The sequence below is a fragment of the Epilithonimonas sp. KH_059 genome (assembly GCF_057838485.1).
Window position 1 is genome coordinate 1,393,918 of record NZ_CM174468.1, and the last position, 25,147, is coordinate 1,419,064.

Sequence of the window (25,147 nt, forward strand, 5' to 3'; positions counted from 1 at the left end):
TTGAAAAAGACAATGCTTTGTCACGTGCGCCACTAATTCACTTATATTCAATATAATAGAAACCGAACAAACTTGAAAACTGAATTAAATATAAGAAATATCTGAGCAAGTTTCTAGAGAGAGCAAGGACCGGCGTTTTTTTTCTAAATTTGCAGGAGCAATAAAACGTTATGAATATTACAATCGTAGGAACCGGCTATGTAGGTCTGGTCACAGGAACCACTCTTGCCGAACTTGGAAACTCTGTTTACTGTGTCGACGTCGACGAGTCCAAAGTAAAGCAAATGCAAAGCGGACAAATCCCCATTTACGAGCCGAATTTAGAAGAAATGTTCCTTCGTAACATTCAGGCGCAGCGCCTGCATTTCACAACGGATCTTAAGGAAGCGCTCTCACAATGTGAGGTGATCTACCTGGCCCTGCCTACTCCGCCAGGAGAAGACGGCTCTGCGGACCTGTCCTATGTACTAAGCGTAGCGGGACAAATCGGAGAACTTATGGATCGCTACAAAATGGTGGTTAACAAATCCACCGTTCCCGTAGGAACCGCGCAGAAAGTAAGTGAGCTGATTGCTTCCAAAACGGACCATCCTTTTGATGTCGTTTCGAATCCTGAGTTTTTACGAGAAGGATTTGCCGTCGAAGATTCCATGAATCCTGCGCGCGTGATTGTGGGCACTCAAAGTGCCAAAGCAAAAGAAATCATGTCCAAAATCTACCAGCCTTTTACCAACACAGGCGTTCCTATTATTTTCATGGATGAAAAATCTTCGGAACTCACCAAATATGCTGCAAATTCCTTTTTGGCAGTGAAGATTACCTTTATGAATGAGATTGCAAATTATTGCGAAAAGGTAGGTGCGGACGTAGACATGGTAAGATTAGGAATGGGGTCGGATGATAGAATAGGACAGCGATTCCTATTCCCAGGCATTGGATACGGAGGGAGCTGTTTTCCAAAAGACGTAAAAGCATTAATTCGCTCTGGAAAGGATGAAGATTTTGATTTCAAAATCTTAGAATCCACCGAGGATGTAAATCAAAAACAAAAGGTGATTCTACTGGAAGATATGGAGGCTTATTTCAGCGATCTAAAAGGTAAAAAAATTGCTTTATGGGGACTTGCGTTCAAAGCCAATACGGACGACATTCGAGAAGCTTCCTCCTTAGACAACATTGAATTGTTACTTGAAAAAGGAGCTGAAGTCACAGCCTACGACTCCGTCGCAGAGGCAAATGTGAAAAAATTATTGGGATCAAAAATAAAGTACGCCAGTACCATGTACGATGCACTCGAAGGGGCAGATGCACTTTTAATCGCAACCGAATGGCCGGAATTCAAAAACCCAAACTTCCAATTGATGGCTGAGAAAATGAACCAAAAGGTAATTTTTGACGGAAGAAACCTCTATCCTTTGGAAAGACCCTCGCAACATCAATTCTACTACAAAAGCATTGGACGAAAAACAATTGACCCGAGAGGAAATTAACCTCCCCCCCTATATAACTTTCGATTTCAGACCCTTTTGGTCCTAAATTAACCCTTAAAACCTCCGCTATGAGTAAGTCTTACGAAGCCCTTTTTCAAAACAACCAAAAATGGATTGATTCAAAACTAGAAGAAGATCCGGAATTCTTTCAAAACCTAGCGGCAGGTCAAAAGCCCGAATATCTCTATATTGGGTGTAGCGACTCAAGAGCAACCGCAGAAGAGTTGTTAGGACTGAAACCTGGAGAGCTTTTTGTCCATCGTAACATCGCGAACGTGGTAAACACACTGGATATGAGCTCCACGGCAGTGATTCAATATGCCGTACAACACCTTAAAGTGAAGCACATTTTAGTTTGTGGACATTACGGATGTGGAGGGGTGAAAGCCGCGATGACCCCTGAGGATTTGGGACTTCTAAATCCTTGGCTAAGAACCATTCGCGATGTGTACAGAACTTACCAGCAAGAACTCGATGAAATTGAATGCGATAAAGAACGCTACAATCGACTCGTTGAGTTAAATGTGATAGAACAGTGCATCAATGTGATTAAAATGGCTAGCGTACAAGAAAGGTACATCACGGAAGACTACCCGATTGTCCACGGTCTCGTGTTTGACATGGCTACGGGTCGCCTTATTGATTTAGACATTGATTTTGAAGAAATCCTGAAGGACATCCAGAAGGTTTATGACCTTACGAATTCAAGTTGGGTCATGAACAAAAAAGGGAAATAGATTCGTCTCCTGTTTCTACTTTCCGTTAAATGCGGACATCGTATTTTGAATCCCTGCAAAGACAAAACTGAGGCAAGCTCGAGAAAACTGCTCGATCCGGGTCTCTAAGTCATTTCTCTCTTCTTCATTCCACGTGCCTAGCACATAATCCACCTGTTTTCCTTCTGAGAACTCGGCAGAAATTCCAAAACGAAGTCTTGCGTAGTTCTGAGAGGCCAATTCTTGCTCCATACTTTTTAACCCGTTGTGGCCCGCGCTTGATCCTTTTGCTTTCATACGCAAAGTTCCAAAAGGAAGAACAAGATCGTCGGTTACGACAAGCAAATTAGAAAGCGGTATGTTCTCTTTTGCCATCCAATACTTCACAGCTTTGCCCGACAAATTCATATAGGTATCCGGCTTTAAAAGCAAAACCTTGCGGCCTTTGTATTTTCCTTCAGCCATCCAACCAAAATTCGTAGTAGCAAAGGGGACTTCCAAGGTTTTTGCAATTTGATCAACCACTTTAAACCCTACATTATGCCTTGTCTCTTCGTACTCTTCGCCTTTGTTTCCAAGGCCTACAATTAGATATTTCATAGTTTCTTACTCCGTCGATTAAAGAATTAATACGTTACTTTTTAGGGGCGGATCCCAGGATACGCTCTAAGAGATGAGTCACCTCATCTACAGAGTCTACCTGTTCCTTTCGGAAGATTAACTGGCTTCCCTCTTTGGTGTGCTTTTCCTTTAAAATAGCTTCCTCAGGATTGGCCGAAAGATAGGAAATCAAATGGCTAAATTGAGGTGTGGTATAAAATTTATCTTGGGGATTTCCAGGAAAATATCCTAAAAACACACCGCTTTTTATAATTACCTTTTCAAAACCAATAGACTGGGCAAGCCATTTGAGCTCTACCGATTTTAAAAGGTTCGCTCCCTCTTTTGGAATCGGTCCAAAACGGTCGATTAGCTCATGTTCAAAACGAAGCAGTCCAATGGCATCTCCAACCTCAGCAAGCTTCTGGTACAGAGAGAGCCTTTCCTCCGTGCTTTGCACGTAGTAATCCGGAAGCATTAATTCTAAATCGGTATCGATGTTCACATCGCGTTTGGTTTGAACCAGCTTACTTCTCTGCTCTTCGTTTTCAAACAAATCCTCAAAGGATTCGTCGTTTTGAAGCTCCTCTAGAGCTTCCTGCATGATCTTTTGGTAGGTTTCAAATCCCATTTCGTTGATAAATCCACTTTGCTCTGCTCCCAGCAAATCTCCTGCTCCCCGAATCTCTAGATCTTTCATGGCAATTTGGAATCCACTACCTAAGTCTGAGAATTGCTCGATGGCTTCGAGTCTCTTTCTCGCTTGTGAAGAGATTAAATCGTAAGATGGCGTAATAAGATAGCAAAACGCTTTTCGATTGCTTCGCCCCACTCTCCCTCGCATTTGGTGGAGATCCGCCATTCCAAAACGCTGGGCATCGTTGATGAACATCGTGTTTGCATTGGGAACGTCTACACCACTCTCTACAATTGTAGTGGAGACAAGAACATCGTACTTCCCTTCCATAAAGTCAAGCACGTTTCTCTCTAAGGTTTTTCCATCCATTTGACCGTGTCCCGTAATGACCCTTGCATCCGGCACAAGCCTTTGTATCAGACCCGCAATTTCTTTTAAGTTTTCAATTCGATTGTTGATAAAATAGACCTGACCATCTCGTTGTAGCTCATAAGAGACCGCATCTCGAATAATTTCTTCATCGAATGCAATGGACTCGGTTTGCACGGGCTGACGGTTGGGCGGTGGGGTTTTAATCACCGATAAATCCCGGGCGGCCATGAGTGAAAACTGAAGTGTCCTTGGAATCGGCGTGGCTGTGAGAGTTAAAGTATCCACATTGCTTTTCAAAGTCTTTAATTTGTCTTTAACCCCGACTCCAAACTTGTGTTCTTCATCGATTATTAAAAGACCTAAATCTTTGAAAACAATGTCTTTCCCCACCAGCTGATGCGTTCCAATGACAATGTCAATCTTTCCATTTTTAAGTCCTTCCTTCGTTTCAGCTTTTTGCTTCCCAGTTCGAAACCGGTTTAAATAGGAAACCGTCACTGGAAAGTCCTTCAAACGCTCTTGAAAACTGCGGTAATGTTGAAAGGCAAGGATGGTAGTGGGTACTAGAATCGCTACTTGCTTCCCATCGGTTGCTGCTTTGAAAGCCGCTCTAATTGCTACCTCGGTTTTTCCAAACCCTACATCTCCACACACCAATCGGTCCATCACACCCACAGCTTCCATGTCTTTTTTCACATCTTGCGTGGCTTTCTCTTGATCGGGCGTGTCTTCATAAATAAAACTAGCTTCCAGCTCATTTTGAAGATACGTATCAGGGGTAAAAGCGAACCCTCTTGCGCTTTTACGCTTGGCGTAAAGTTCAATTAAATCAAAGGCTATTTGTTTGACCTTCGCTTTGGTTTTTGCCTTTAAGGATTTCCATGCGGGGGATCCCAGTTTGGAAAGGACAATTGCTTTGCCTTCCGGCCCTGTATATTTTGAAATCTTATGCAGCGAGTGAATGCTTACATAAAGCAAATCTTGATTCTTGTAGGAAAGTTTAAAACACTCTTGAATTCTACCATTGTTATTCACCTTGACAAGACCCATGAATTTCCCAATACCATGGTCAATATGGGTGATGTAATCTCCTACTTGCAAGGACATTAAGTCCTTTAACGTAAGCTGCTCCGATTTTGCAAATTCGTTCTTTGCTTTGTAGCGTTGAAAACGATCGAAGATCTGGTGATCGGTGTATACCGAAATTTTTAGGTTTGGATCCACAAACCCTTCGTGAAGTTCAGATTTAAAGCTTTGAAAGCTTAAATCGTGGTTCATTTCTTCGAGGATACTTTCGAGCCTCTCCTTTTGCTTTGGAGAGCTAAAGGAAATCCAGGTATCATACCCTGCCTTTCTCTTCAAATTCAAATCTTCCGCTAGAAATTCAAAATTCTTATGAAAAGTGGGCTGCGGTTGCATTGGATATTCAATAAGCATGGCGCCTTTCCGCAGCTGAGAAGAAAAATCAATTTGTTTAAACCTTTGCAGGCTATGCTCAAAATCCACTCTTGAGATGAACAACTCTCCTGGGCGTTGGTGTTTTATATCTTTGCTTAAGTTCGTAAAATTAAGTTCTGCTTTTTCGAAAAAGACCTCTATTTGTGTAGCTCCGAGTTCTAAATTTTTACTTACTACAATTGAATCCTTTGGAAAAAGCTCTAGGAATCCTGTGCGAGTCGAGCTCACCGAATAGCTCATATTAGAAACCAATTGGAAAGAGCTTACTTTCTCTACAGAAAGCTGCGATTCTAAATCAAAGGTCTTGATGGACTCTACTTCACTTCCAAAAAGACTTAACCTATAAGGCTGCTCATTAGAATAGGAAAAGATGTCCACGATTCCTCCTCGAACGGAAAACTCTCCAGGTTCCGACACAAAATCACATCGCGTAAAGTGGTAATTCTCTGCTAATTCCTCTTCAAAATTTGAAGGGAGGGACTCCCCCACCTGGATGGTCTGAGAGATGCGAGAAAAATCTTCCTTTTTAAGCACCTTCTCACTGAGAGCTCTATAGGGAGCTACAATCACCTTGGCAGATTTGTCAGCCAATAGCTCATTGAGTACATCGGTACGTAGAACTAGATTCGCATTTTGGATTTTCTCTACTTGATAGGGCTCCATATGGGAGGGCGGAAAGTAGAGAACGTTTTCTTTGCCTAAGATTTCTTCTAGTTCCGCACTCGCATAAAGACCGTCTTCCTTATCTGCTACCAGATAAAGTAGGGTTTTCTTTTGCGTTAGCGCAAGCTCCGCAACAAAAAGAGAATGGGAGCTTCCCACAAACCCTTTGACGCTGATCGGGGCAGGCTGAGAAAGAGACTCAATAATTTGTTTCCCAAACTCTTTTAAAAGAATCTGTGGCAAAAGAGTATCTCGGAGGCTTTTTAATGGCATAAATAAAAGTACTTAAAGCAGAAAAGCGATTTCAGGACTCCTGAAACCGTTATTTGTGCAAAGGTAGTGTTTTTGAAAAAAACAGTTTTGCGCCCATAATTTTTGCTAAATTTGCTTTATGATTCCTTTTATCAAGAAAACCTTTGCAAGACTCTGGGCCAAACGCCATGTGAAACAATCACAGGCGTTTAAAAACAGGGCGATCGAAGACCAAGAAACCTTACTTTTAGAACTTGTAAAGACTGCAGAAAAGACTCTATTTGGTCTCGACCATGAGTTTAATACGGTTCAAACGATTGAGCAATACCAAAATAAAACTCCTGTAAGCGACTACGAGAGTTTAAAGCGCTATATTGACAAAACCAAAAGGGGCGAGGCCAATATTCTATGGCCTGGCATCCCCCTGTATTTTGCGAAGACCTCGGGGACAACCTCCGGTTCAAAATACATTCCGATTTCCAAGCAAGGCATGCCATTTCAGCTTCAGGCTGCGCAAAGCGCGATCCTCCATTACATTGACAAAAAGGACTCTGCTGATTTTGTAAATGGGAAAATGATTTTTTTACAAGGCTCACCCGAGCTAGAAGAGCAAAACGGAATTCATGTGGGTAGGCTCTCAGGAATTGTAGCGCACCATATTCCCGCCTATTTGCAAAAAAACCGTCTACCTAGTTTAGAGACAAACTTAATTGAAGACTGGGAACAAAAAGTAGATCAAATTGTTTTAGAGACGGAAAAACAAAACATGACGCTCATTTCTGGGATTCCTCCTTGGCTGGTCATGTACTTTGAGAAACTGACCGCAAGAAGTGGAAAGAAAATCACAGAAATGTTTCCTAATCTTCAACTCTTAATTACGGGTGGGGTGAATTACGAACCTTACCGTGAAAAAATGAACGAGCTTTTAGGAAGGCCTGTGGATACAATTCAGACCTTTCCGGCTAGTGAAGGTTTTTTTGCCTTTCAGGACGATTACCAAAAAGAAGGACTCCTTCTTCTAACCCACCACGGCATCTTTTATGAATTTATTCCTTTGGAGCAGTACGGAAAACCAGGCGCTCCCCGATTGACTCTTAAGGACATTGAACTTCACACCGATTACGCCCTTATTTTAACTACGAATTCAGGCCTTTGGAGTTACTCCATTGGGGATGTGGTTCGGTTCATCTCCAAAGAGCCCTACCGAATTCTAGTCAGTGGAAGAACGAAGCATTTCACGTCCGCCTTTGGCGAACATGTCATTGCCATTGAAGTGGAAAATGCGATGGAAACGGCACTAAAATCCGTGCAGGCTCAAGTCACTGAATTTCATTTGGCCCCGCAAGTAGGCCCTAAAGAGGGACTTCCCTACCACGAGTGGTTTATTGAATTCGAGAGACAGCCTGAAGATATAGATTTATTTGCTAGCGAGCTTGATACGGCTCTTCAAGATCAAAACTCGTATTACAAAGACCTAGTGCAAGGTCGAGTTCTTCGCGCCTTAAAAATTTGCTCTCTTGAAAAAGGAGCTTTTCTTAAGTATGCAAAATCAAATGGAAAACTGGGCGGGCAAAACAAAATTCCGCGCCTAGCAAACGACCGTAAAATTGGAGATGAACTTTCTAAGTACGCGATTGAGAACCTTTAACTGCTCACGAGTTTAAGACCCACCACAGAGGCAATCAGTGTGCTAGCAAAAAACAGGCGCCACAGGGTGGCGGGTTCGTGAAAAATGAAAATACCCGCAAGCACTCCACCTACCGCTCCAATCCCTGTCCAAACGGCATAGGCCGTTCCAATTGGAATTGGGTTTGCTCCCCAGGAAATCGATTTATACATCATAAACATGGAAATAAAAAGACAGAGTCCAAATCCAATCCACCAATAAAGGCTTTCTTTCCCTTGGGACTCTTGCGCTTTCCCTAAGCAGGTCGCAAATCCCGTTTCAAAAAGTCCAGCGACAATTAAAATAATCCAGTTCATGGGGCAAAAATAAGCAAATCGCTCCTAGGTTGCAATTCACAAAAAAAAGTGAGAATACTTTTCACATTTGTAACTCTGCTTTTAATACATTTGAGCCATGATTTCTAGAGAGCCGATCAAGACCCTTTTAATCCCCCAATTTCGTGATTTAATTGTGGGGCGATTTTTTTTAGTCTTGGCTTTCCGGATGCTAGCCACCTTACTTGGCTGGTGGGTTTACGATTTAACCAAAGACCCGTTCGCCATTGGACTCATTGGACTCTCGGAGGTCATCCCTGCGGTCAGCTCCGCTCTGTATGCAGGACACGTGATTGACAATACGGAGAAAAAAAGGCTCCTCCTTATATGCAATTATTTATACGTGGTTTTAATTGGAATGCTCGCGCTTGTCGCTTACTTCCAAAGTGATCTCCATCGATTTAATGGAAAAGAACTTTCCTACTTCATCTACGGAACTATATTTCTTACGGGCTTTTGCCGCGCCTTTTTAGGCCCTATCGTTCCGTCCATGATCCCTAAAATTGTAGGGACGATTCGTTTGCCTGCAGCCATTACCGTCAATCAAGCAACCTTTTTAACAGCTTCGGTCACGGGGCACGCACTGGGAGGTTTTTTCATCCATTGGTTTGGGATTCCAGGCACTCTTTTTTGTGTGGTAGGTCTCATGACGCTGGCTTCCCTGTTTTTCTGGCGTTTGCCTCTGCATCCAAGTGAAGCCGTAAACAAAGGCGTGAAAGTGATGGAAAGCATGAAAGAAGGGCTCTCCTATATCTACCGCACAAAAGAAATCCTAGGAGCCTTACTGCTTGATATGTTTGCCGTCCTCTTTGGGGGTGCTGTAGCCATGATCCCCGTCTTTGCAAAAGACCTTTTGCATGTCGGTTCTCAAGGTTTTGGCTTCTTAAATGCTGCAGCAGACATAGGCGCTATGGTTGTTATTATTACACTAGCCTTTGTTCCCTTACGGAAGAACCAAGGTAAGCTGCTCTTATTTGCCGTGGCTGGATTTGGGCTTTGTATCATCGGGTTTGGACTCTCAAAATGGTATTGGCTTTCGTTCTTCTTCCTAGTACTTAGTGGAATCTTGGACGGAATTTCGGTCGTCATTCGGGGAACCATTGTGCAACTTAAAACCCCTGAACACATTCGGGGACGCGTGCTGAGCGTCAACTCCATTTTCATTATGTCAAGCAATGAACTCGGTCAATTTGAAAGTGGACTTGCAGCCAAACTACTAGGGGTCGCACGATCGGTTGTTTTTGGTGGAACGATGACCCTTTTTATCGCTCTGTTTGTAGCAAGGAAAATCCCTAAACTTAGAAAGATGCAGTATTAAAGAGAATGCTCTTTTTAACTTTTCTCTAAAGACAAGTTATCCACATCGTTACCTCCTGTTTACAAATATCTTAGGAAAAATAAAAAAGCATTGTGAATTACTTTTTTTTATTCCATCTTCAAAAAAACTATCTTTGCTAAATGGCACAAAACGAAACTTTATCGTCCTTAATTCATGGGAACTTTGCACAGGAATTGTCTATTTCTCAAGGCAAAATGCCTCCCAATGCGATTGATTTCGAGAAATTAGTCTTAGGCACGTTCCTCATTGACAAAAAGGGTCTCGATTACACCATTGACCTACTGCAACCTGAGGTCTTTTACGACCCGAGACACCAAGTCATTTTTGAGGCCATCTTAAAATTATTTCAAGACAACCACCCGGTCGATCTAATGACGGTGATTCAAGAACTGAAGCGCCAAGAAAAACTTCCATTGGCTGGAGGAGATCATTATATAATTGAACTAACCCTTGGGGTAAGTTCTTCCGCGCACATAGAATACCATGTGCGTATCATCTTAGAAAAATACATTTTACGAAGTCTTATTAACGTTTCTGCAAACGTAATAGACAATTCCTACAAGGAATCCACGGATGTTTTTGAACTGCTTGACAAAGCGGAGCAAAGCTTTTTTGAAATCACCAATGGGACCATTAAAAAAGGGTTTGACACGGCCAATACGCTAGTGAAACAAGCGGTCGAAACCATTAAATCCTTAAAAGACAAGGAAGGTCTTTCGGGAATTCCCTCAGGCTTCACGGCGCTTGACAATGCAACCGGAGGCTGGCAAAATTCGGATCTCGTGATTATTGCGGCAAGACCCGCCATGGGTAAGACCGCTTTTTTGCTGTCCATGGCTAGAAACATTGCTGTGGGACACAAAATACCCCTCGCTTTATTTTCCTTAGAAATGGCCTCCGTCCAATTAATCACTAGAATGATTTCTTCGGAGACTGGAATTTCTTCTGAAAAATTACGAAAAGGTCAAATGGCCGACGATGAATGGCAGAGACTCTATTCGAATGTTTCGGAACTTGAAAATGCACCTTTGTTTATTGACGAAACCCCCTCGCTTTCCGTCTTTGACTTCCGTGCAAAATGCCGACGTCTGGTTATGCAGCACGGAGTGAAAATCATCATGGTAGATTACCTTCAGCTGATGACGGCCAATAGTGGAGGGAAAAATGGAGGAAACAGAGAACAGGAAATCGCTACCATTTCGAGATCCCTTAAAGCCATTGCAAAGGAACTAAACGTGCCTGTAATAGCACTTTCTCAGTTGTCTAGAAGTGTGGAGAGCAGACCAGGGAAGCGCCCTCAACTTTCCGACCTTCGGGAATCGGGTGCGATTGAACAAGATGCGGATATTGTTTCGTTTATCTTTCGACCTGAATACTACAAAATTGCAGTCTGGGATAATGACGAGGAAGGAATGGAATCCACGACCGAAAACCAGGCAGAACTGATCATCGCGAAGCACCGAAATGGAGCGACCGAAGACGTTCGACTTTCGTTTATCAAAAACCTCGGGAAATTTGCCGATTTAGATTTGTATGGCGACGGCTTTGGCCAAGGATATGGAGGGGCGCAGTTTACCAATCAAGATTCCACGAGTGGACTCGACCACATCCGCAAAGGAATTGATCCTGCCAGTGCATTTGATGCCCCAGACAACGCTAGCTACTCTGGACTTTCCGGTTCCTCGATGAACGATTTCGACGACTCAAGCGACGAAGACTTACCATTTTAACTCATAATTTTGGGGTTTACCATTAGTATATTTACCGACGGCGCCTGCAGCAAGAATCCTGGAAAAGGAGGCTATGGAATCGTGATGCGCATTGAAGGCAAAGGCCATGAGAAATTCTATTCCAAAGGATTTCGCAAAACCACCAACAACCGAATGGAACTTCTTGCCGTGATTGCGGCCTTGGAGGAGTTAAAAACGGACGGCCATACCATTCATTTGTATACCGATAGCAAGTACGTTTCGGATGCGATTAACAAAAATTGGCTTAGCAATTGGCAGAAAAGAGCCTTCAAAAACGTCAAGAATCCAGACCTCTGGAAACGATTCATTCCTCTTTACGAAAAGCATAAGCCCACTTTTCATTGGGTGAAAGGCCATGCGGGTCATCGTGAAAACGAAATCTGTGACCAGCTTGCTGTAAAAGCCTATAAAGAAGGGATTCTTGAGATTGACAAGGGATTTGAAGCGCAGCAGGCTGATTCTCTATTTTAAGCCTCAATTAAAAGGAATGTTTTTTTTACCTCTGAGAGCTAGAGTAAATTCCTTAATTTTGTGATATGAATTACATTACCCCTTTAGAGAAACGATATTCTGTCAAGAAATTTAGCGATCAGAAAGTACCAAAGGACGCGCTTGAGCGCATCCTTAAGGCAGGACAGCTTTCTGCCTCTTCTTTAGGACTTCAACCCTATAAAATTTATATTTTAGAATCTAGCGAAAGTCTTGAAAAAGCGTCTGACGCTTTTTACAATAAATCTCAGATTTCTACTTGTTCCCATTTAATTCTCATCACGGCCAAAACGAACATAGAAGACTCCTATATTGAGGGGTATTTTCGGCATATTTCAGAGGTGAGAGAAATCCCGATGGAAAGCCTAGATGGATTTAAAACAAGCATTCAAGGACACCGCGAAAAAGTGGGCCCTGAGAACCTAATTCATTGGTCGGAAAAACAAGGCTATATCGTTTTAGGTCACCTTATTATGGCAGCAGCATTAGAAGAGGTAGACTCCAGTCCTATGGAAGGATTTAATTCAGACATTCTTGCTGAGGCTTTAGGAATTGATACGACCATCGAGCGGCCGGCCGTCACCCTCGCACTAGGATACCGAGCACAGGATGATGTTTTCAGTACACTAAAGAAAGTAAGAAAACCAAATGAAAAGCTCCTTACCTATTTATAACAAACCTTTTTTTACCTTTGGTTGTAAAGCTGAATTCTTAAACACAAAAGATGATTGACACAGATGTGCTTGTAATAGGTTCTGGAATTTCCGGTCTTTCCTATGCAATCAAAATTGCGGAAAAAAGACCCGACACAAAAATCACCATTGTCACCAAGGCGGACGAAGACGAAAGCAACACAAAATACGCGCAGGGAGGACTTGCTGTGGTCACCGACTTTGATCAAGACAACTTTGAAAAACATATCGAAGATACCATGCGAGCCGGAGATGGCGAAAACAAGCGTGAAGTTGTGGAAATGGTCATTAAAGAGGGACCTGCACGTTTTCAAGAACTTGTGGATTGGGGAACTCATTTCGACAAAGCAAAAAACGGAGACTACAAACTTGGACGGGAAGGTGGACATACGGAGAACCGCATCGTGCACCACAAAGACATCACAGGCTTTGAAATTGAACGTGCACTCTTAGAGACCGCGAACCAATCCCCAAACATTACCATCCTTGATTACCACTATGTAGTCGATCTCATCACTCAACACCAGATTCCAGAGAGAACCCTCGATTTAGAGAACATTACTTGCTATGGCGCCTATGTCCTAGATCAAAAAACGAAACGGGTTACAAAAATTGCTGCAAAAATTACACTTGTCGCCACCGGCGGTGCAGGACACGTTTATAAAAACACCACCAACCCCATTATCGCCACTGGCGACGGGATTGCCTTTGTGCATCGAGCAAAAGGAAAGGTATCCAACATGCAGTACTATCAGTTTCACCCCACGGCGCTCTATTCACAGCGTGAAGGAATGCTCTTTCTCATATCCGAAGCGCTCAGAGGGGATGGCGCAAAATTAAGAACGAAAAGTGGACAGCCGTTCATGCATCTTTACGACCCAAGAGAAGAACTCGCTTCTCGGGATATAGTCGCGCGCGCAATCGATAACGAACTTCTTAAAAGTGGAGACAATTACGTCGGTTTAGATTGCCGTGAAATGGACCAAAAGAAATTCATGGAGCACTTTCCGAATATCTACCAAAAATGCATGAGCGAAGGAATTGACCCTTTCAAACAACTAATTCCCGTGGTACCAGCCTGCCATTATCTTATGGGAGGAATCGAAGTGGACCGCGATGGACAAAGTTCCATCCAAAACTTGTTTGCTTGTGGAGAATGCACAAACTCTGGACTGCACGGCGCAAACCGCCTCGCCTCCAACTCCCTACTCGAAGGACTTGTCTTTGGACACAATGCGGCTCTACGAAGCGTAGAGCTCTTAAACGAAGATTCCTTTAATTACGAGGATCTTTCCCTAGTCCCTACTTGGGATGACGATGGAATGAAAACCATCGATGAAATGATCATTATTAGTTACCTTCGTAAACAATTGCAGGAACTGATGAGTGACCTCGTCGCAATTGTAAGAAGTCATTCTCGATTAGAACTTGCAAAACGAAAACAAAACGAAATTTACTTAGCCGTCACCGAGCTCTATAACTACTCGATTCTTTCTCCTCAACTTTCGGAATTAAGAAACCTAGTAAACATTTCTTATCTTATTATAAAGCAGTCCCTAGAAATGACAGAGAACAAGGGATCCTTTTACAACAAAGACCTCGCTGACAAACCCTTAACTATAGCCTAAAGCTAATCCAAGAACCCTACGCATGACAAGACCCTCATACGCCACAGACAAAGTACTAACCCAATTCATTAAATCGGCTCTTGAAGAAGACCTAGGAAACGGAGACCACTCTACGCTTTCCACGATTCCAAAAGATCTTATTCAAAAAGCCCAATGCATTATTAAAGAGGATTGCATCCTAGCAGGCGTTGAACTGGCTGAAAAGATTTTTACCACGTTTGACAAAACCATGGAAATCGAGGTGCTAATCCAAGACGGGACCTTTGTGAAAAAAGGAGCCATTGCTTTTATCGTCACAGGAAAAGCCCAATCTATTTTGCAAACGGAAAGATTGGTCCTGAACTGCATGCAGCGCATGAGTGGAATTGCAACCCTGACGCACGACTGGGACTCTCGCCTTTTGGGAACAAAAACCAAATTATTAGACACCCGAAAAACCACCCCGAATTTCCGGGTGTGTGAAAAATGGGCAGTCGCAATTGGCGGAGGCACCAATCACCGATATGGTCTTTACGATATGATTATGCTGAAAGACAATCACATTGATTTCAACGGAAGCATTACGGACGCTGTAAAAAGATGTAAAGAATACCTCAAGACAAACAAAAAAAAGTTGAAGATCGAGGTAGAAACGAGAAACCTAGCGGAGGTAAAAGAAGCGATCGACGCAAAAGTTGACCGCATCATGCTTGACAATATGGACAATGACACGATGAGCAAAGCCATAGAATTAATTGCAGGGCGCTGCGAGAGCGAAGCCTCAGGTGGAATCACTCGCGATCGACTACAAAGCGTGGCGGCTTGCGGCGTGGATTTCATTTCCGCAGGAGCCATTACGCACTCGGCAAGCAACATAGACATCAGTCTAAAAGCCGTACCAAACGATAAATAATTGTTTGATTTGGAAAATAATGCGTTTTTTTTGTTAAATTATCAAAAGATAAAAATATAATTCATTTTCGAATATCCTCGCAAGCCCCTAGTAATCAACAATTATAAAGAGGAATAGTCGGAGATTTCAAATATTAACAATTCGTTAATGTGTAATCTGAATTTTAATAGTATTTTTGCCACGTGAAAATTAATTTTACCTAATTAAACCATTATGAATTTTAATCCATTCAAAAGATCAATGCTTGCGACGGTAGTCACTTTATCTACTGCAAGTTTTTATTTCGCTCAGAACTCTGACACTCTTCAAAGAGAAAGAGACATTGAGCAGGTTGTACTTTCTGGAGTCGCTGACATCGCGAAAGACAGAAAAACACCAGTTGCTGTTTCTACTATTAGAGAAACTGTAATTGTGGAAAGACTGGGAAACCAAGAATTTCCTGAAATCCTTAACACGACTCCTTCCGTATACGCCACTAAAGGTGGAGGTGGATTTGGAGACTCTCGAATCAACGTAAGAGGATTTGACCAAAGAAACACAGCGGTAATGATCAATGGAGTTCCTGTGAACGACATGGAAAACGGAGCTGTTTACTGGTCTAACTGGGCAGGTCTTTCTGACGTAACTTCTGCAATGCAAGTTCAAAGAGGACTAGGTTCTTCTAAATTAGCGATTGCTTCCGTTGGGGGAACGATTAACGTTCTTACTAGAGCAGCAGACAAAAAGAAACAAGGGAACATTATGGTAGGTGTTGGAAACGACGGATACCACAAAACCTTATTCTCTTACAACACAGGTAAATACGAATCTGGTTGGTCTTCTTCTATCTTAATGAGTAGAACTGCAGGTTCCATGTATGCCGACGGTACAGAATTCGAAGGATACAACTACTACTTCGCTTTAGGTTTCAACCCTAACGCTAAGCACGACTTCCAATTCACAATCACTGGTGCACCACAATGGCACAACCAAAGATCTTTCCAATCTAAAATTTCTGACCATATTCAATACGGAGGATCCGAAGACAAGCCAAACAGAAAATACAACCAAAACTGGGGATATTTGAACGGTGAGGAATATTCAATGACTCGTAACTATTACCACAAACCGGTAATGTCTTTGAACTGGGATTGGAAATTCAATGAAACGACTAAATTAAACTCTGTTGCTTACGCATCTTTCGGTAGAGGTGGTGGATCTGGAGATGCTGGAGGTATCGATAACAATTCTTACACAAGACTTCCTAGAACTGCAGATGGTCTAATTCGTTTCGACGATATTGTAAAATGGAACCAAGGTGGCACTGTTGCCGACTTCGGAGCACCGGATGCAAATCCATTTGAAGCGGACGGAAACAGAAGAAATGGTATCATTAGAAGAGCATCAATCAACTCTCACAACTGGTTTGGAATCATCTCTAGCTTGAACCACAAATTTAGCGAGAACTTAAACGCAACTGTTGGTGTTGATGCAAGAAAATACGATGGTATGCACTACAGAATCGTTTCTGATTTACTAGGAAACAGAGGGTATACCGATAATTCAAATATCAATAACAGACCAAACAGAATAACGAATACATTCGATGCATCCGCAAGCTGGAATCCATTTGGAGGAAAAGTTAATGATGTGAATGATCGTATGGCTTACAGTAATGATGGGATTGTAAACTGGATCGGTGGATTTGGACAAGTTGAATACACGAATGATGTATTATCGGCCTTCGTTCAGGGGTCAGTTTCGAACCAAGGATTCCAGAGAGTAGACCATATGCTTTATGAACCAGCAGAACAAAAAAGTGAAAAAGTGAATCTAGTAGGTTTCAACGTAAAAGGGGGAGCTAACTATAACATCAATGAAAATCACAATATTTTTGCGAATGCAGGATACTACGAAAGACAACCATTCTTTGGTGCCGTTTTCTTGAACAATAGAAATGATGTGAATCCAGATCTTACAAATGAAAAAATTACTTCATTTGAAATTGGTTACGGATTTAGATCAGCATTCTTTGATGCAAACTTAAATGTTTATTCAACATCTTGGGACGACATCTATAAAAGAACGACAACAAGAAATACAACTAGTGGAGAAACGCTTGTTGTAAACATGATCGGAATGGCAGAAATCCATAAAGGAATTGAATTCGACTTCAATGCGAAACCGCTTCACTTCATGAATGTGTTCGGTATGCTTTCTATCGGAGATTGGAACTACAGCGCAAACCCAACTGCTCACTTTATCGATGATGCAAATAACGAAATAGTCGATACGAAATCATTACCACTTGATGGGCTTAAAGTAGGAGATGCTGCGCAGTTTACTGCTGCTCTAGGTGCGGACTTTAAAATCACAAAATGGTTAAATGCAGATGCACAATACCGTTATGCTGATAAATTATACTCTGCATTCGATCCACAAACTGTACTTGATGGAAGAGATGACCGAGGGAAAGCGGTTGAACTTCCTTCTTACGGACTTGTTGACCTAGGTGCCACATTAAAATGGAACTTTGGAAAAGCTCAAGGTCTGAAATTCAGAGTAAATGTGAACAACTTATTCGACACGACCTACATCGCTGAATCTAGAACCAGCATTGCAGCCGATTCTAACGCTGCTAACAACTGGAACGGAATCAATAAGAATAACGAAGTTTACTTCGGGTTCGGTAGAACTTGGAATGCTTCTGTAGCTTATACGTTCTAATATTTAGAGCATATCTTAATGAAATCCCGGCTTTCGAGTCGGGATTTTTTTTATCTTTGTCATTAATTTAAACCCAATTCAATGGATACGTTTTTTATCATGCTACAGGCGCATAGAGGATTTGCATACCTTTTACTTCTATTAATTGCCCTGCTGGTCATATCGCTTGTAATGGTGATGTTTGGCTATTCAGGAACGATCACCAAGTTCCTTAGAAAGACTTCTCTTTTTACGATGATTTTTTTCCACTTGCAAGCCTTACTAGGTCTAGTAATGCTATTTTTCTTTTCTCCTGGATTCAAACAGGCTAAGGAAGCAGGTACTCTGATGAGTGACGCAGTGGCTCGGAACACTTATGTTGAACATCCAACCGCAATGATTTTAGCGGCAATCCTTCTAACCATAGCAAATAAGCGTATTAAGAGTAATGAAAAACTTTCAATGGGAGCATTCATTATGGCTTTAATCGCAGTTGTCCTTATGCTATGGGCATTCCAATGGAGCCGTCTATTCGGAGCTTAAAAATACTATACTAGAAAATGAAAGTAGCAGTTGTTGGTGCCACTGGTATGGTGGGCCAAATTATGTTGAAGGTTTTAGAAGAGCGTGAATTTCCAGTCACCGAGCTAATTCCCGTTGCCTCGAGTAGGTCCGTTGGAAAAACCGTTCTATATCAGGGAAAGGAACATCTTGTTGTATCATTGGAAGAAGGACTCTCCAAACAGCCAGATATTGCCCTATTTTCCGCAGGTGGGGAAACTTCTTTGCAATGGGCACCAAAGTTTGCTGAGGTGGGAACCTTCGTCATTGACAATTCCTCCGCATGGAGAATGGATCCGAATAAGAAATTGATTGTACCAGAAATCAATGCCGCCGTACTAACTTCCGAGGATAAAATCATTGCAAATCCGAATTGTTCAACGATTCAACTTGTTATGGTCCTTCATCCACTTAACCAACGGTTTAATTTAAAGCGGGTTATTGTATCCACTTATCAGTCGGTAACTGGTACTGGAAAAGCAGCTGTTGATCAATTAACCAGTGAAATTAAGGGTGAAACCCCTGAGAAAGTATATCCATACCAAATCTTTAAAAATGCATTACCACATTGTGATGTATTTACAGAAAGTGGGTATACCAAGGAAGAACTAAAACTGATGACCGAGCCGAAAAAAATCTTAAATGATGAAAGCTTCTCACTCAGTGCAACAGCAGTAAGGGTTCCAGTTCAAGGAGGACACTCTGAAAGTGTGAATATTGAATTTGAAGAGGACTTCGAACTCGAAGAAATCAGAGAACTTTTAGCCTCCACACCAGGCGTTATTCTTCTGGACGATCCAAATTCGAACAGTTATCCGATGCCACTTTATAGTGAAGGCAAAGATGAAGTGTTTGTCGGACGTATTCGCAAAGACCCTTCCCAGCCCAAAACAATTAATCTATGGATTGTTGCTGACAATCTTCGAAAAGGAGCAGCAACCAATACGGTGCAAATTGCCGAATATTTAGTCCATAAAGACTTAGTTTAATTCCATCCTGCATCATGCGGGATGTTTTGTTAGATGACTTTAACTTTAAAACCAAAGCCTGTGAAACCTCAAATTCAAGGTGTAAATAAGAATTTTAATTTTCAGCGAACCGTTGCGTTAGTTGGTATTCTGTTATTTATAGCAAAGGTACTAGCATGGCATTTAACCAACTCAGATGCGGTCTTCTCTGATGCCCTTGAAAGTATAGTAAATATCATTGCAGCCTTTATGGGTTTATATTCCCTATATCTCGCTGCCAAACCGGTGGATCACGACCACCCATATGGCCACGGAAAGGTTGAGTTTGTAACATCAGGCGTTGAAGGTGCCCTTATTATATTTGCTGGAGTGATGATTATTATCGAAGCAATTGATTCTCTGCTCCATGGGAACATCCTTCAAAAACTCGATTCCGGGATATATATCATAGCAGCTACAGCTCTTATCAACTATCTAATGGGCTACTATTCCATTAAACAAGGAATTAAAGAGAATTCTCTCGTTCTGCAAAGTTCAGGAAAACACCTCCAAAGTGACACATTAACCACTGGAGGGGTCGTTTTAAGCCTGCTAATAGTTTATTTTACTGGGATCAACTGGATTGATTCGGTAGTCGCCCTACTCATTGGGGGGTACATTATTATTGTCGGCTATAAAATTATTCGAAAGGCTTTAAGTGGCATCATGGATGAAGCCGACCTTGCAATGATTGCAAGACTTGCAAATGAATTGCAAGAGGTTCGAGAAAAACAGTGGGTGGATCTGCATAATGTACGAATTCAACAGCATGGAAGTAAACTCCATATCGACGCACACTTAACACTTCCCTACTACCTTTCGCTTCGTGAAGCCCATGATGAAATGGAATCCGTTTTAAAAACAATCGCTTCTAAAAGTTCGCGACCAATAGAGTTCAATTTTCATATGGACGACTGCAAACCCTTCTCTTGTAAAATCTGTAATCTAGACACATGTCCAGTTCGCGAATTTGCATTTGAAAAAGAAATTCCTTGGACCTTAAAAACTATTACGCAGCCTGATAAGCACACGGTTAATAGTGCATGATTAGCACCTTACTTCCTACGACTGCATCCCGTCAAACGCTAAGCATCACCCTACGAGTTTGATTTCAAATCCTTACATTTGCTTAAGTTCAAATATACCAAACCCGTGAAGGAAGTAACTGATTTTTTTGACCGCTATTTAGATTCCACAGGAACTCTGACTGAGCTCCCCCAAAGTGGATCTGCTCGAAAGAATTACATTGCGGAAGGAAACGGGAATCGCTACATTTTAACGACGAATGAAGACGTTCGAGAAAATGAAAGTTTTCTGTATTTTTCCAAAGTGTTCGAATCGCTTCAGCTGAATACTCCAAAAATACTAGAAATTTCTTCAGATCGAAAAATGTATTTGCAAGAATATTTAGGTGAGCAAACCCTCTTTGAATACCTTCTCGCAGATCCGAACGCACCCGACATCAAACCAATCGTTCAAAGTGTCTTAGAGGATCTGTATCAGCTGCAGATGAGGACCCAAAATGGTATCGACTATTCAATGGTCTTTGAGTATGAAACGTACAATGAGCTTCCGATCTTACATGACCTGTACTACTTTAAATTTTTGCTCGTTGATTTATTGGAGGTATCTTACCACAAAACTAAATTACTTCTAGAGTTTAAGCAACTCACACACCTCATAGAGAACTTAAGTCCTAAAGGTCTAATGATTCGAGATTTTCAGTCAAGGAATATCATTTTAGATTCTGATAAAAAACCCTATTTCATTGATTATCAATCCGCCATGCAAGGACCTCTTCTTTACGATGTCGTGTCCTTCCTTTACCAAGCCAAGGCGCCTTTTTCAGCGAAATTTCGAAAAGAAATGCTTGACTATTATATTAATTTGTTTGAGGCTTCTACTGATCGACAAGCCCTTCGACAAGCTGTTATGCCATTGCGCTTCATTCGCTCCTTACAGGTACTTGGAGCATATGGAATGCGAGGACTTGTACAACGAAAAGCCCATTTTTTAAGCAGTCTTGAACTGGGCATAAAAAACGCGGTGGCACTATCTACCCAATGGAAAGAAATGCGGCACTTCCCAGAATTACTTTCTGTTATTACGGCTCTTAAAGAGCCAAAAACGCAAACTAAAATCAAGTCCCTATTACAAACGGGCATTAACAAATAGAACGATTAAAAATGAGTGTATTACACGTTGAACTTCATAGCTTTTCATATAAAAAGGGTGGTATTCCAAAGGACCCAACTGGAAACGGCGGAGGGTTTGCATTCGACTGCAGAGGAATTCTAAACCCTGGACGAATCGACGAATACAAATCCATGACCGGGGCACAGTTGCCAGTCGCGGAGTTTCTAGAAACTCAAACGAGAATGCCAGAATTTCTGACGGCCATACATAATGCGGTGTCCATTACAATTGAAGATTATCTCAGCAGGGATTTCAAGCACCTACAAATTAATTTTGGATGTACAGGAGGCCAGCATCGCTCGGTTTATGCGACCATTACTACTGCCCAGTACTTAAAGCAAAAATATCCTGAGCTTGAAATTTCAGTCCATCATGATGAACAGCCGCACTTAAACGTTTAAGTCTATGAAGGCCCTTTTATTTGCAGCAGGTAAAGGCACACGGCTTCGCCCTTTTACTGATTCCCACCCAAAGGCTTTAATGCCTGTTAATGGAGTTCCTCTTTTGGAACGAAACATCCGATACCTTCAATCCTACGGAATTAACTCGTTTGTAATCAACCTTCACCATTTCGGTGATCAAATCCGAGAATTTCTAGACCTTAATTCTAATTTCGGCGCGAATATTGAATTCTCTGATGAGTCTGAACTACTTCTTGAGACCGGGGGAGGTCTACTCTTCGCAAAAGAATTTCTTGAAGACGAGAAGGACTTCATCATTATGAATTCAGACATATTAACGGATTTAAATCTTAAAAGTCTCATAGACTTTCATGCAAGCAGAGAAAGTCTCGTGACTTTAGCAGTTTCAAATAGAACCAGTTCAAGAAAACTCCTTTTCACGGATCAAAACCAATTGAAAGGATGGAGAAACACAAGTACAGGCGAAGAGCGCCTTGCCGCACCCGCAAGCACTCTTCACGCACTTGCATTTAGTGGAATTCACTGTATGAATTCTGGTTTTTTCAAAAAAATGAAAAGAACAGGGAAATTTTCCATCATGGACGAGTATCTTGACCATATGCGGGAAGGGATCATACAGGGCTTTGAACACAAAGCGATGTTCGTAGACGTAGGACGTCCCGAATCCGTGATCGAAGCAGAAAAACACTTTAATTAAATTATGAAAAAAATAAAAAGAGATAAAGGTCTAACCAAAATGGTTGCAGGCCCCGAGCAAGAAATTGACCAACGCGTTCAAATGAGTTTCAAAGAAAAAACCTGGGATGAAACGGTCACCAAAGACAGCTGGATGGTTTTCAAAGTGATGTCCGAATTTGTGGATGGCTATGAAAAAATGGCGAAAATTGGTCCTTGTGTCTCCATCTTTGGATCTGCTAGGCTCAGTGAGGACGATCCTTACTACGAAATGGCTGTGGAAATCTCTCGCCTAATCACCGAAATCGGTTTTGGAATTATTACAGGAGGAGGCCCAGGTATCATGGAAGCAGGAAACAAGGGAGCACATATGGCAGGTGGAAAATCAATTGGACTCAACATTGAACTTCCATTTGAACAGCATTTCAATCCTTATATCGACAAGCACTACTCGATGGACTTCAATTATTTCTTTGTTCGCAAAGTGATGTTTATGAAGTATTCCCAAGGGTTTGTCGTTATGCCTGGAGGATTTGGGACCCTCGATGAACTTTCCGAAGCTATAACCCTAATCCAGACCCAAAAAGTGGCACGCTTTCCTATTGTACTTGTAGGCTCTAAGTTTTGGGGTGGACTACTGGATTGGTTCAAAAATACTCTTTTAGAAAACGGGCTTATTTCAGAGCAGGATCTATCACTTTACCGAGTCGTAGATAGCGCTGAAGAAGCAGCTGCTCATATTAAAGCTTTCTATGACAAATACACGATTGATGTTAATTTCTAGTAATGGCATATTATTTGAGATTATATCATAAATCTTATATTTGCAATTAGATTTAAATTATAATGAATATTAAATTATACATATTTGCACTTTTGGCCTTTTTCTTAATGAGGAGTTCCACTAGTGCAGACTTTTACTCCTCAATGACCAAAGTGGATTATGTCGAGGGTACTAAAACACTTAAGTTTACCACCAAATTAAACACGGAGCACATTTCTAATGCCATTAAAATTAGGCCGGAAACAGCTGGATTTGAAGCGGAGGTGAAGCGCTATGTCAATAAAAATGTAGATGTCCATGTGAATGGTAGCGCAAAAACACTAACCTTTACAGGCAGCCAAGTAAATGGAGAGTCTGTTTGGGTATATTTTGAAGCGAAAGGCGTAAGTGAAATCAGCGAATTAAAAATTCGAAATTCGATCTTACTTGAAACGTATCCGAAACAGTTCAATGTTGTAAACGTTGCCTACAAAGGACAACAAAAAACAATGAACTTCACGCGAGGAAGAGAAACCAATCAGGTTGCATTTTAAACGTAAAAATTCAAACGACTACTAAAAGGCTATACGATCTCGTTAAGCCTTTTTCTATTTTCAGAAATAAGCGAACTCATAAAAACCTATGGAATTCACTCACGATTATTATATGCGCTTAGCGCTAAACGAAGCGAAGGCTGCCTTTGAAAAAGACGAGGTACCTGTAGGCTGCATTGTCGTGGCCAAAGATCGAATCTTAGCACGTAGTCACAATTTGACTCAAACTCTAAATGACGTCACCGCTCATGCAGAAATGCAAGCAATCACCAGTACGGCTAATTATCTTGGAGGGAAGTATCTCCTAGACTGTACACTCTACGTAACCTTAGAACCTTGCGTGATGTGCGCAGGAGCTCTAAATTGGAGTCAAATTTCAAATGTGGTGATCGGGGCTCCTGATCCTGCAAAGGGCTATTTAAAACATAGCCTCAAATTACACCCGAAAACCAAAGTGCTTACCGGGGTTCTTGAAGACGAATGTAAATCCCTACTTTTAGAGTTTTTCCAATCGAAAAGAAAGTAACTTAGTTGTGTTTCCCTAAATAATAAAGCCCTTTTAGAGTATGGAGCTTATCGCCAATGTCAATTTTTGTCGTGAGCGGTTTGTACACATGCGATACACCGCCGGTCGCAATTACCATGCACTGATCTTTTACTTCTTCATTTATGCGATCGATAAACCCTTCAACCATCCCTAAATATCCATAGACCATTCCGCTCTGCATGCATGAGACGGTATCTAGTCCAAGAACGCTTTTAGGCTTTACAAGTTCAATCTCAGGAAGCTGGGCCGTTTGTCCTACAAGGGAGTTCAAGGCCGTAATAATACCCGGTGCAATGATTACGCCTAAGGTTTCCCCAATTTCATCCACGCAACTTGCCGTAAGGGCAGTTCCGAAATCTAAAATGATTTTTTTTCGTTCAGGATACAAATTATGAGCAGCCACTAGGTTGGCATAGATGTCCGTCCCCATTTGCTTGCTTTTCGCATGCACAGCCGAGGGAGTATTTCGATCGACCAAAACCGCTCTTAAGCCTTTACTTTGATGAATTTTTTCTAGGGCCCGAACAATGTCATGGGTCTGTTGAGGAACAACAGACCCAATGACTAGAAGTTCGATGTCTTCTATCTTTACAGAATAAGTTTGGTACAGCATTAGAAACTGCATATAAAGCTCATCTCTCGTGCGATAAGGTTTGGTATTAATAATCCATGATTTTTGACACTCATCCTCTATAAAGAGACCAAAACGAATATTGGTATTCCCGATATTGACTACTATTGCATTCATCTTCAATTT

The 25,147-nt window shown here is 41.7% G+C and carries 23 protein-coding genes; 19 read left to right on the plus strand and 4 right to left on the minus strand.

What is annotated here, in order from left to right; translation table 11 throughout:
• The first annotated feature begins 170 nt into the window (after positions 1–170).
• Together AC3IRX_RS06580 and AC3IRX_RS06585 are read left to right on the plus strand one after the other, a co-directional pair.
• Complete coding sequence (locus tag AC3IRX_RS06580; RefSeq protein ID WP_489209085.1) at positions 171–1,490, plus strand: UDP-glucose dehydrogenase family protein; 1,320 nt, start codon at positions 171–173, stop codon at positions 1,488–1,490.
• Between the two features lie 68 nt (positions 1,491–1,558).
• Positions 1,559–2,227, plus strand: a complete 669-nt coding sequence (locus tag AC3IRX_RS06585; protein ID WP_489209087.1) for a carbonic anhydrase — start codon at positions 1,559–1,561, stop codon at positions 2,225–2,227.
• Between the two features lie 15 nt (positions 2,228–2,242).
• Here AC3IRX_RS06585 and pth read toward each other — a convergent pair whose 3' ends face one another.
• Together pth and mfd are read right to left on the minus strand one after the other, a co-directional pair.
• Positions 2,243–2,806: an aminoacyl-tRNA hydrolase gene (pth, locus tag AC3IRX_RS06590; RefSeq protein WP_489209089.1), complete on the minus strand. Its 564-nt coding sequence runs from the start codon at positions 2,804–2,806 to the stop codon at positions 2,243–2,245.
• Between the two features lie 34 nt (positions 2,807–2,840).
• Positions 2,841–6,209, minus strand: coding sequence for a transcription-repair coupling factor (gene mfd / locus AC3IRX_RS06595; protein ID WP_489209091.1), 3,369 nt, complete (start codon positions 6,207–6,209; stop codon positions 2,841–2,843).
• 118 nt (positions 6,210–6,327) lie between these two features.
• On the opposite strand from mfd, the gene AC3IRX_RS06600 reads away from it, so the two are divergent.
• Complete coding sequence (locus AC3IRX_RS06600) at positions 6,328–7,836, plus strand: GH3 family acyl-acid amido synthetase (RefSeq protein ID WP_489209092.1); 1,509 nt, start codon at positions 6,328–6,330, stop codon at positions 7,834–7,836.
• Here the strand turns inward: AC3IRX_RS06600 and AC3IRX_RS06605 are convergent.
• The gene (locus AC3IRX_RS06605) at positions 7,833–8,171 is read right to left on the minus strand and encodes a DMT family transporter (RefSeq protein ID WP_489209094.1); all 339 of its coding nucleotides are present in this window, start codon (positions 8,169–8,171) and stop codon (positions 7,833–7,835) included. The two genes, AC3IRX_RS06600 and AC3IRX_RS06605, sit on opposite strands and share 4 nt — an antisense overlap.
• Before the next feature lie 97 nt (positions 8,172–8,268).
• Here AC3IRX_RS06605 and AC3IRX_RS06610 point away from each other — a divergent pair, with 97 nt between their 5' ends.
• The 16 genes from AC3IRX_RS06610 (at position 8,269) to AC3IRX_RS06685 (ending at position 24,369) form a co-directional block, all read left to right on the plus strand.
• Positions 8,269–9,507: an MFS transporter gene (locus AC3IRX_RS06610; RefSeq protein WP_489209095.1), complete on the plus strand. Its 1,239-nt coding sequence runs from the start codon at positions 8,269–8,271 to the stop codon at positions 9,505–9,507.
• A 140-nt stretch (positions 9,508–9,647) separates the two neighbouring features.
• Positions 9,648–11,258, plus strand: a complete 1,611-nt coding sequence (gene dnaB / locus AC3IRX_RS06615) for a replicative DNA helicase (protein WP_489209097.1) — start codon at positions 9,648–9,650, stop codon at positions 11,256–11,258.
• A gap of 9 nt (positions 11,259–11,267) precedes the next feature.
• Entirely contained in the window at positions 11,268–11,750 is a 483-nt protein-coding gene (gene rnhA, locus AC3IRX_RS06620; RefSeq protein WP_459083191.1) for a ribonuclease HI, read from the plus strand.
• A 65-nt stretch (positions 11,751–11,815) separates the two neighbouring features.
• Positions 11,816–12,442: a nitroreductase family protein gene (locus tag AC3IRX_RS06625; RefSeq protein WP_489209099.1), complete on the plus strand. Its 627-nt coding sequence runs from the start codon at positions 11,816–11,818 to the stop codon at positions 12,440–12,442.
• A 50-nt stretch (positions 12,443–12,492) separates the two neighbouring features.
• Complete coding sequence (nadB, locus tag AC3IRX_RS06630; protein WP_489209100.1) at positions 12,493–14,088, plus strand: L-aspartate oxidase; 1,596 nt, start codon at positions 12,493–12,495, stop codon at positions 14,086–14,088.
• A gap of 22 nt (positions 14,089–14,110) precedes the next feature.
• On the plus strand, positions 14,111–14,980 hold the full coding sequence (gene nadC, locus AC3IRX_RS06635) for a carboxylating nicotinate-nucleotide diphosphorylase (RefSeq protein ID WP_489209102.1): 870 nt from the start codon (positions 14,111–14,113) through the stop codon (positions 14,978–14,980).
• Positions 14,981–15,193: 213 nt separating this feature from the next.
• Positions 15,194–17,686 (plus strand): TonB-dependent receptor, encoded by a 2,493-nt coding sequence (locus tag AC3IRX_RS06640; RefSeq protein ID WP_489209103.1) that lies wholly within the window; start codon positions 15,194–15,196, stop codon positions 17,684–17,686.
• Between the two features lie 81 nt (positions 17,687–17,767).
• On the plus strand, positions 17,768–18,208 hold the full coding sequence (locus AC3IRX_RS06645) for a hypothetical protein (protein WP_489209104.1): 441 nt from the start codon (positions 17,768–17,770) through the stop codon (positions 18,206–18,208).
• Between the two features lie 17 nt (positions 18,209–18,225).
• Positions 18,226–19,215: an aspartate-semialdehyde dehydrogenase gene (locus AC3IRX_RS06650; RefSeq protein WP_489209105.1), complete on the plus strand. Its 990-nt coding sequence runs from the start codon at positions 18,226–18,228 to the stop codon at positions 19,213–19,215.
• 60 nt (positions 19,216–19,275) lie between these two features.
• On the plus strand, positions 19,276–20,280 hold the full coding sequence (locus tag AC3IRX_RS06655) for a cation diffusion facilitator family transporter (RefSeq protein WP_489209106.1): 1,005 nt from the start codon (positions 19,276–19,278) through the stop codon (positions 20,278–20,280).
• Between the two features lie 105 nt (positions 20,281–20,385).
• The gene (locus AC3IRX_RS06660) at positions 20,386–21,408 is read left to right on the plus strand and encodes an aminoglycoside phosphotransferase family protein (protein WP_489209107.1); all 1,023 of its coding nucleotides are present in this window, start codon (positions 20,386–20,388) and stop codon (positions 21,406–21,408) included.
• Positions 21,409–21,419: 11 nt separating this feature from the next.
• Entirely contained in the window at positions 21,420–21,830 is a 411-nt protein-coding gene (locus AC3IRX_RS06665; RefSeq protein ID WP_489209108.1) for a RapZ C-terminal domain-containing protein, read from the plus strand.
• A gap of 4 nt (positions 21,831–21,834) precedes the next feature.
• On the plus strand, positions 21,835–22,548 hold the full coding sequence (locus tag AC3IRX_RS06670) for a nucleotidyltransferase family protein (protein ID WP_489209110.1): 714 nt from the start codon (positions 21,835–21,837) through the stop codon (positions 22,546–22,548).
• Positions 22,549–22,587: 39 nt separating this feature from the next.
• Entirely contained in the window at positions 22,588–23,310 is a 723-nt protein-coding gene (locus tag AC3IRX_RS06675) for an LOG family protein (protein ID WP_489211477.1), read from the plus strand.
• A 62-nt stretch (positions 23,311–23,372) separates the two neighbouring features.
• Positions 23,373–23,843 (plus strand): DUF6702 family protein, encoded by a 471-nt coding sequence (locus AC3IRX_RS06680; protein ID WP_489209112.1) that lies wholly within the window; start codon positions 23,373–23,375, stop codon positions 23,841–23,843.
• Between the two features lie 88 nt (positions 23,844–23,931).
• A complete protein-coding gene (locus AC3IRX_RS06685; RefSeq protein WP_489209114.1) occupies positions 23,932–24,369 on the plus strand; it encodes a nucleoside deaminase in 438 nt (145 codons plus the stop codon).
• A gap of 1 nt (position 24,370) precedes the next feature.
• Here AC3IRX_RS06685 and AC3IRX_RS06690 read toward each other — a convergent pair whose 3' ends face one another.
• Positions 24,371–25,138, minus strand: coding sequence for a type III pantothenate kinase (locus AC3IRX_RS06690; RefSeq protein ID WP_489209116.1), 768 nt, complete (start codon positions 25,136–25,138; stop codon positions 24,371–24,373).
• Positions 25,139–25,147 lie beyond the last annotated feature (9 nt).

What these genes read in the sequence shown, in the direction of transcription:
- AC3IRX_RS06580 (WP_489209085.1), top strand. Translation starts at nt 171, where the DNA reads ATGAATATTACAATCGTAGGAACCGGCTATGTAGGTCTGGTCACAGGA.
- AC3IRX_RS06585 (WP_489209087.1), top strand. Translation starts at nt 1,559, where the DNA reads ATGAGTAAGTCTTACGAAGCCCTTTTTCAAAACAACCAAAAATGGATT.
- pth (WP_489209089.1), bottom strand. Translation starts at nt 2,806, where the DNA reads ATGAAATATCTAATTGTAGGCCTTGGAAACAAAGGCGAAGAGTACGAA.
- mfd (WP_489209091.1), bottom strand. Translation starts at nt 6,209, where the DNA reads ATGCCATTAAAAAGCCTCCGAGATACTCTTTTGCCACAGATTCTTTTA.
- AC3IRX_RS06600 (WP_489209092.1), top strand. Translation starts at nt 6,328, where the DNA reads ATGATTCCTTTTATCAAGAAAACCTTTGCAAGACTCTGGGCCAAACGC.
- AC3IRX_RS06605 (WP_489209094.1), bottom strand. Translation starts at nt 8,171, where the DNA reads ATGAACTGGATTATTTTAATTGTCGCTGGACTTTTTGAAACGGGATTT.
- AC3IRX_RS06610 (WP_489209095.1), top strand. Translation starts at nt 8,269, where the DNA reads ATGATTTCTAGAGAGCCGATCAAGACCCTTTTAATCCCCCAATTTCGT.
- dnaB (WP_489209097.1), top strand. Translation starts at nt 9,648, where the DNA reads ATGGCACAAAACGAAACTTTATCGTCCTTAATTCATGGGAACTTTGCA.
- AC3IRX_RS06625 (WP_489209099.1), top strand. Translation starts at nt 11,816, where the DNA reads ATGAATTACATTACCCCTTTAGAGAAACGATATTCTGTCAAGAAATTT.
- nadB (WP_489209100.1), top strand. Translation starts at nt 12,493, where the DNA reads ATGATTGACACAGATGTGCTTGTAATAGGTTCTGGAATTTCCGGTCTT.
- nadC (WP_489209102.1), top strand. Translation starts at nt 14,111, where the DNA reads ATGACAAGACCCTCATACGCCACAGACAAAGTACTAACCCAATTCATT.
- AC3IRX_RS06640 (WP_489209103.1), top strand. Translation starts at nt 15,194, where the DNA reads ATGAATTTTAATCCATTCAAAAGATCAATGCTTGCGACGGTAGTCACT.
- AC3IRX_RS06645 (WP_489209104.1), top strand. Translation starts at nt 17,768, where the DNA reads ATGGATACGTTTTTTATCATGCTACAGGCGCATAGAGGATTTGCATAC.
- AC3IRX_RS06650 (WP_489209105.1), top strand. Translation starts at nt 18,226, where the DNA reads ATGAAAGTAGCAGTTGTTGGTGCCACTGGTATGGTGGGCCAAATTATG.
- AC3IRX_RS06665 (WP_489209108.1), top strand. Translation starts at nt 21,420, where the DNA reads ATGAGTGTATTACACGTTGAACTTCATAGCTTTTCATATAAAAAGGGT.
- AC3IRX_RS06670 (WP_489209110.1), top strand. Translation starts at nt 21,835, where the DNA reads ATGAAGGCCCTTTTATTTGCAGCAGGTAAAGGCACACGGCTTCGCCCT.
- AC3IRX_RS06675 (WP_489211477.1), top strand. Translation starts at nt 22,588, where the DNA reads ATGGTTGCAGGCCCCGAGCAAGAAATTGACCAACGCGTTCAAATGAGT.
- AC3IRX_RS06680 (WP_489209112.1), top strand. Translation starts at nt 23,373, where the DNA reads ATGAATATTAAATTATACATATTTGCACTTTTGGCCTTTTTCTTAATG.
- AC3IRX_RS06685 (WP_489209114.1), top strand. Translation starts at nt 23,932, where the DNA reads ATGGAATTCACTCACGATTATTATATGCGCTTAGCGCTAAACGAAGCG.
- AC3IRX_RS06690 (WP_489209116.1), bottom strand. Translation starts at nt 25,138, where the DNA reads ATGAATGCAATAGTAGTCAATATCGGGAATACCAATATTCGTTTTGGT.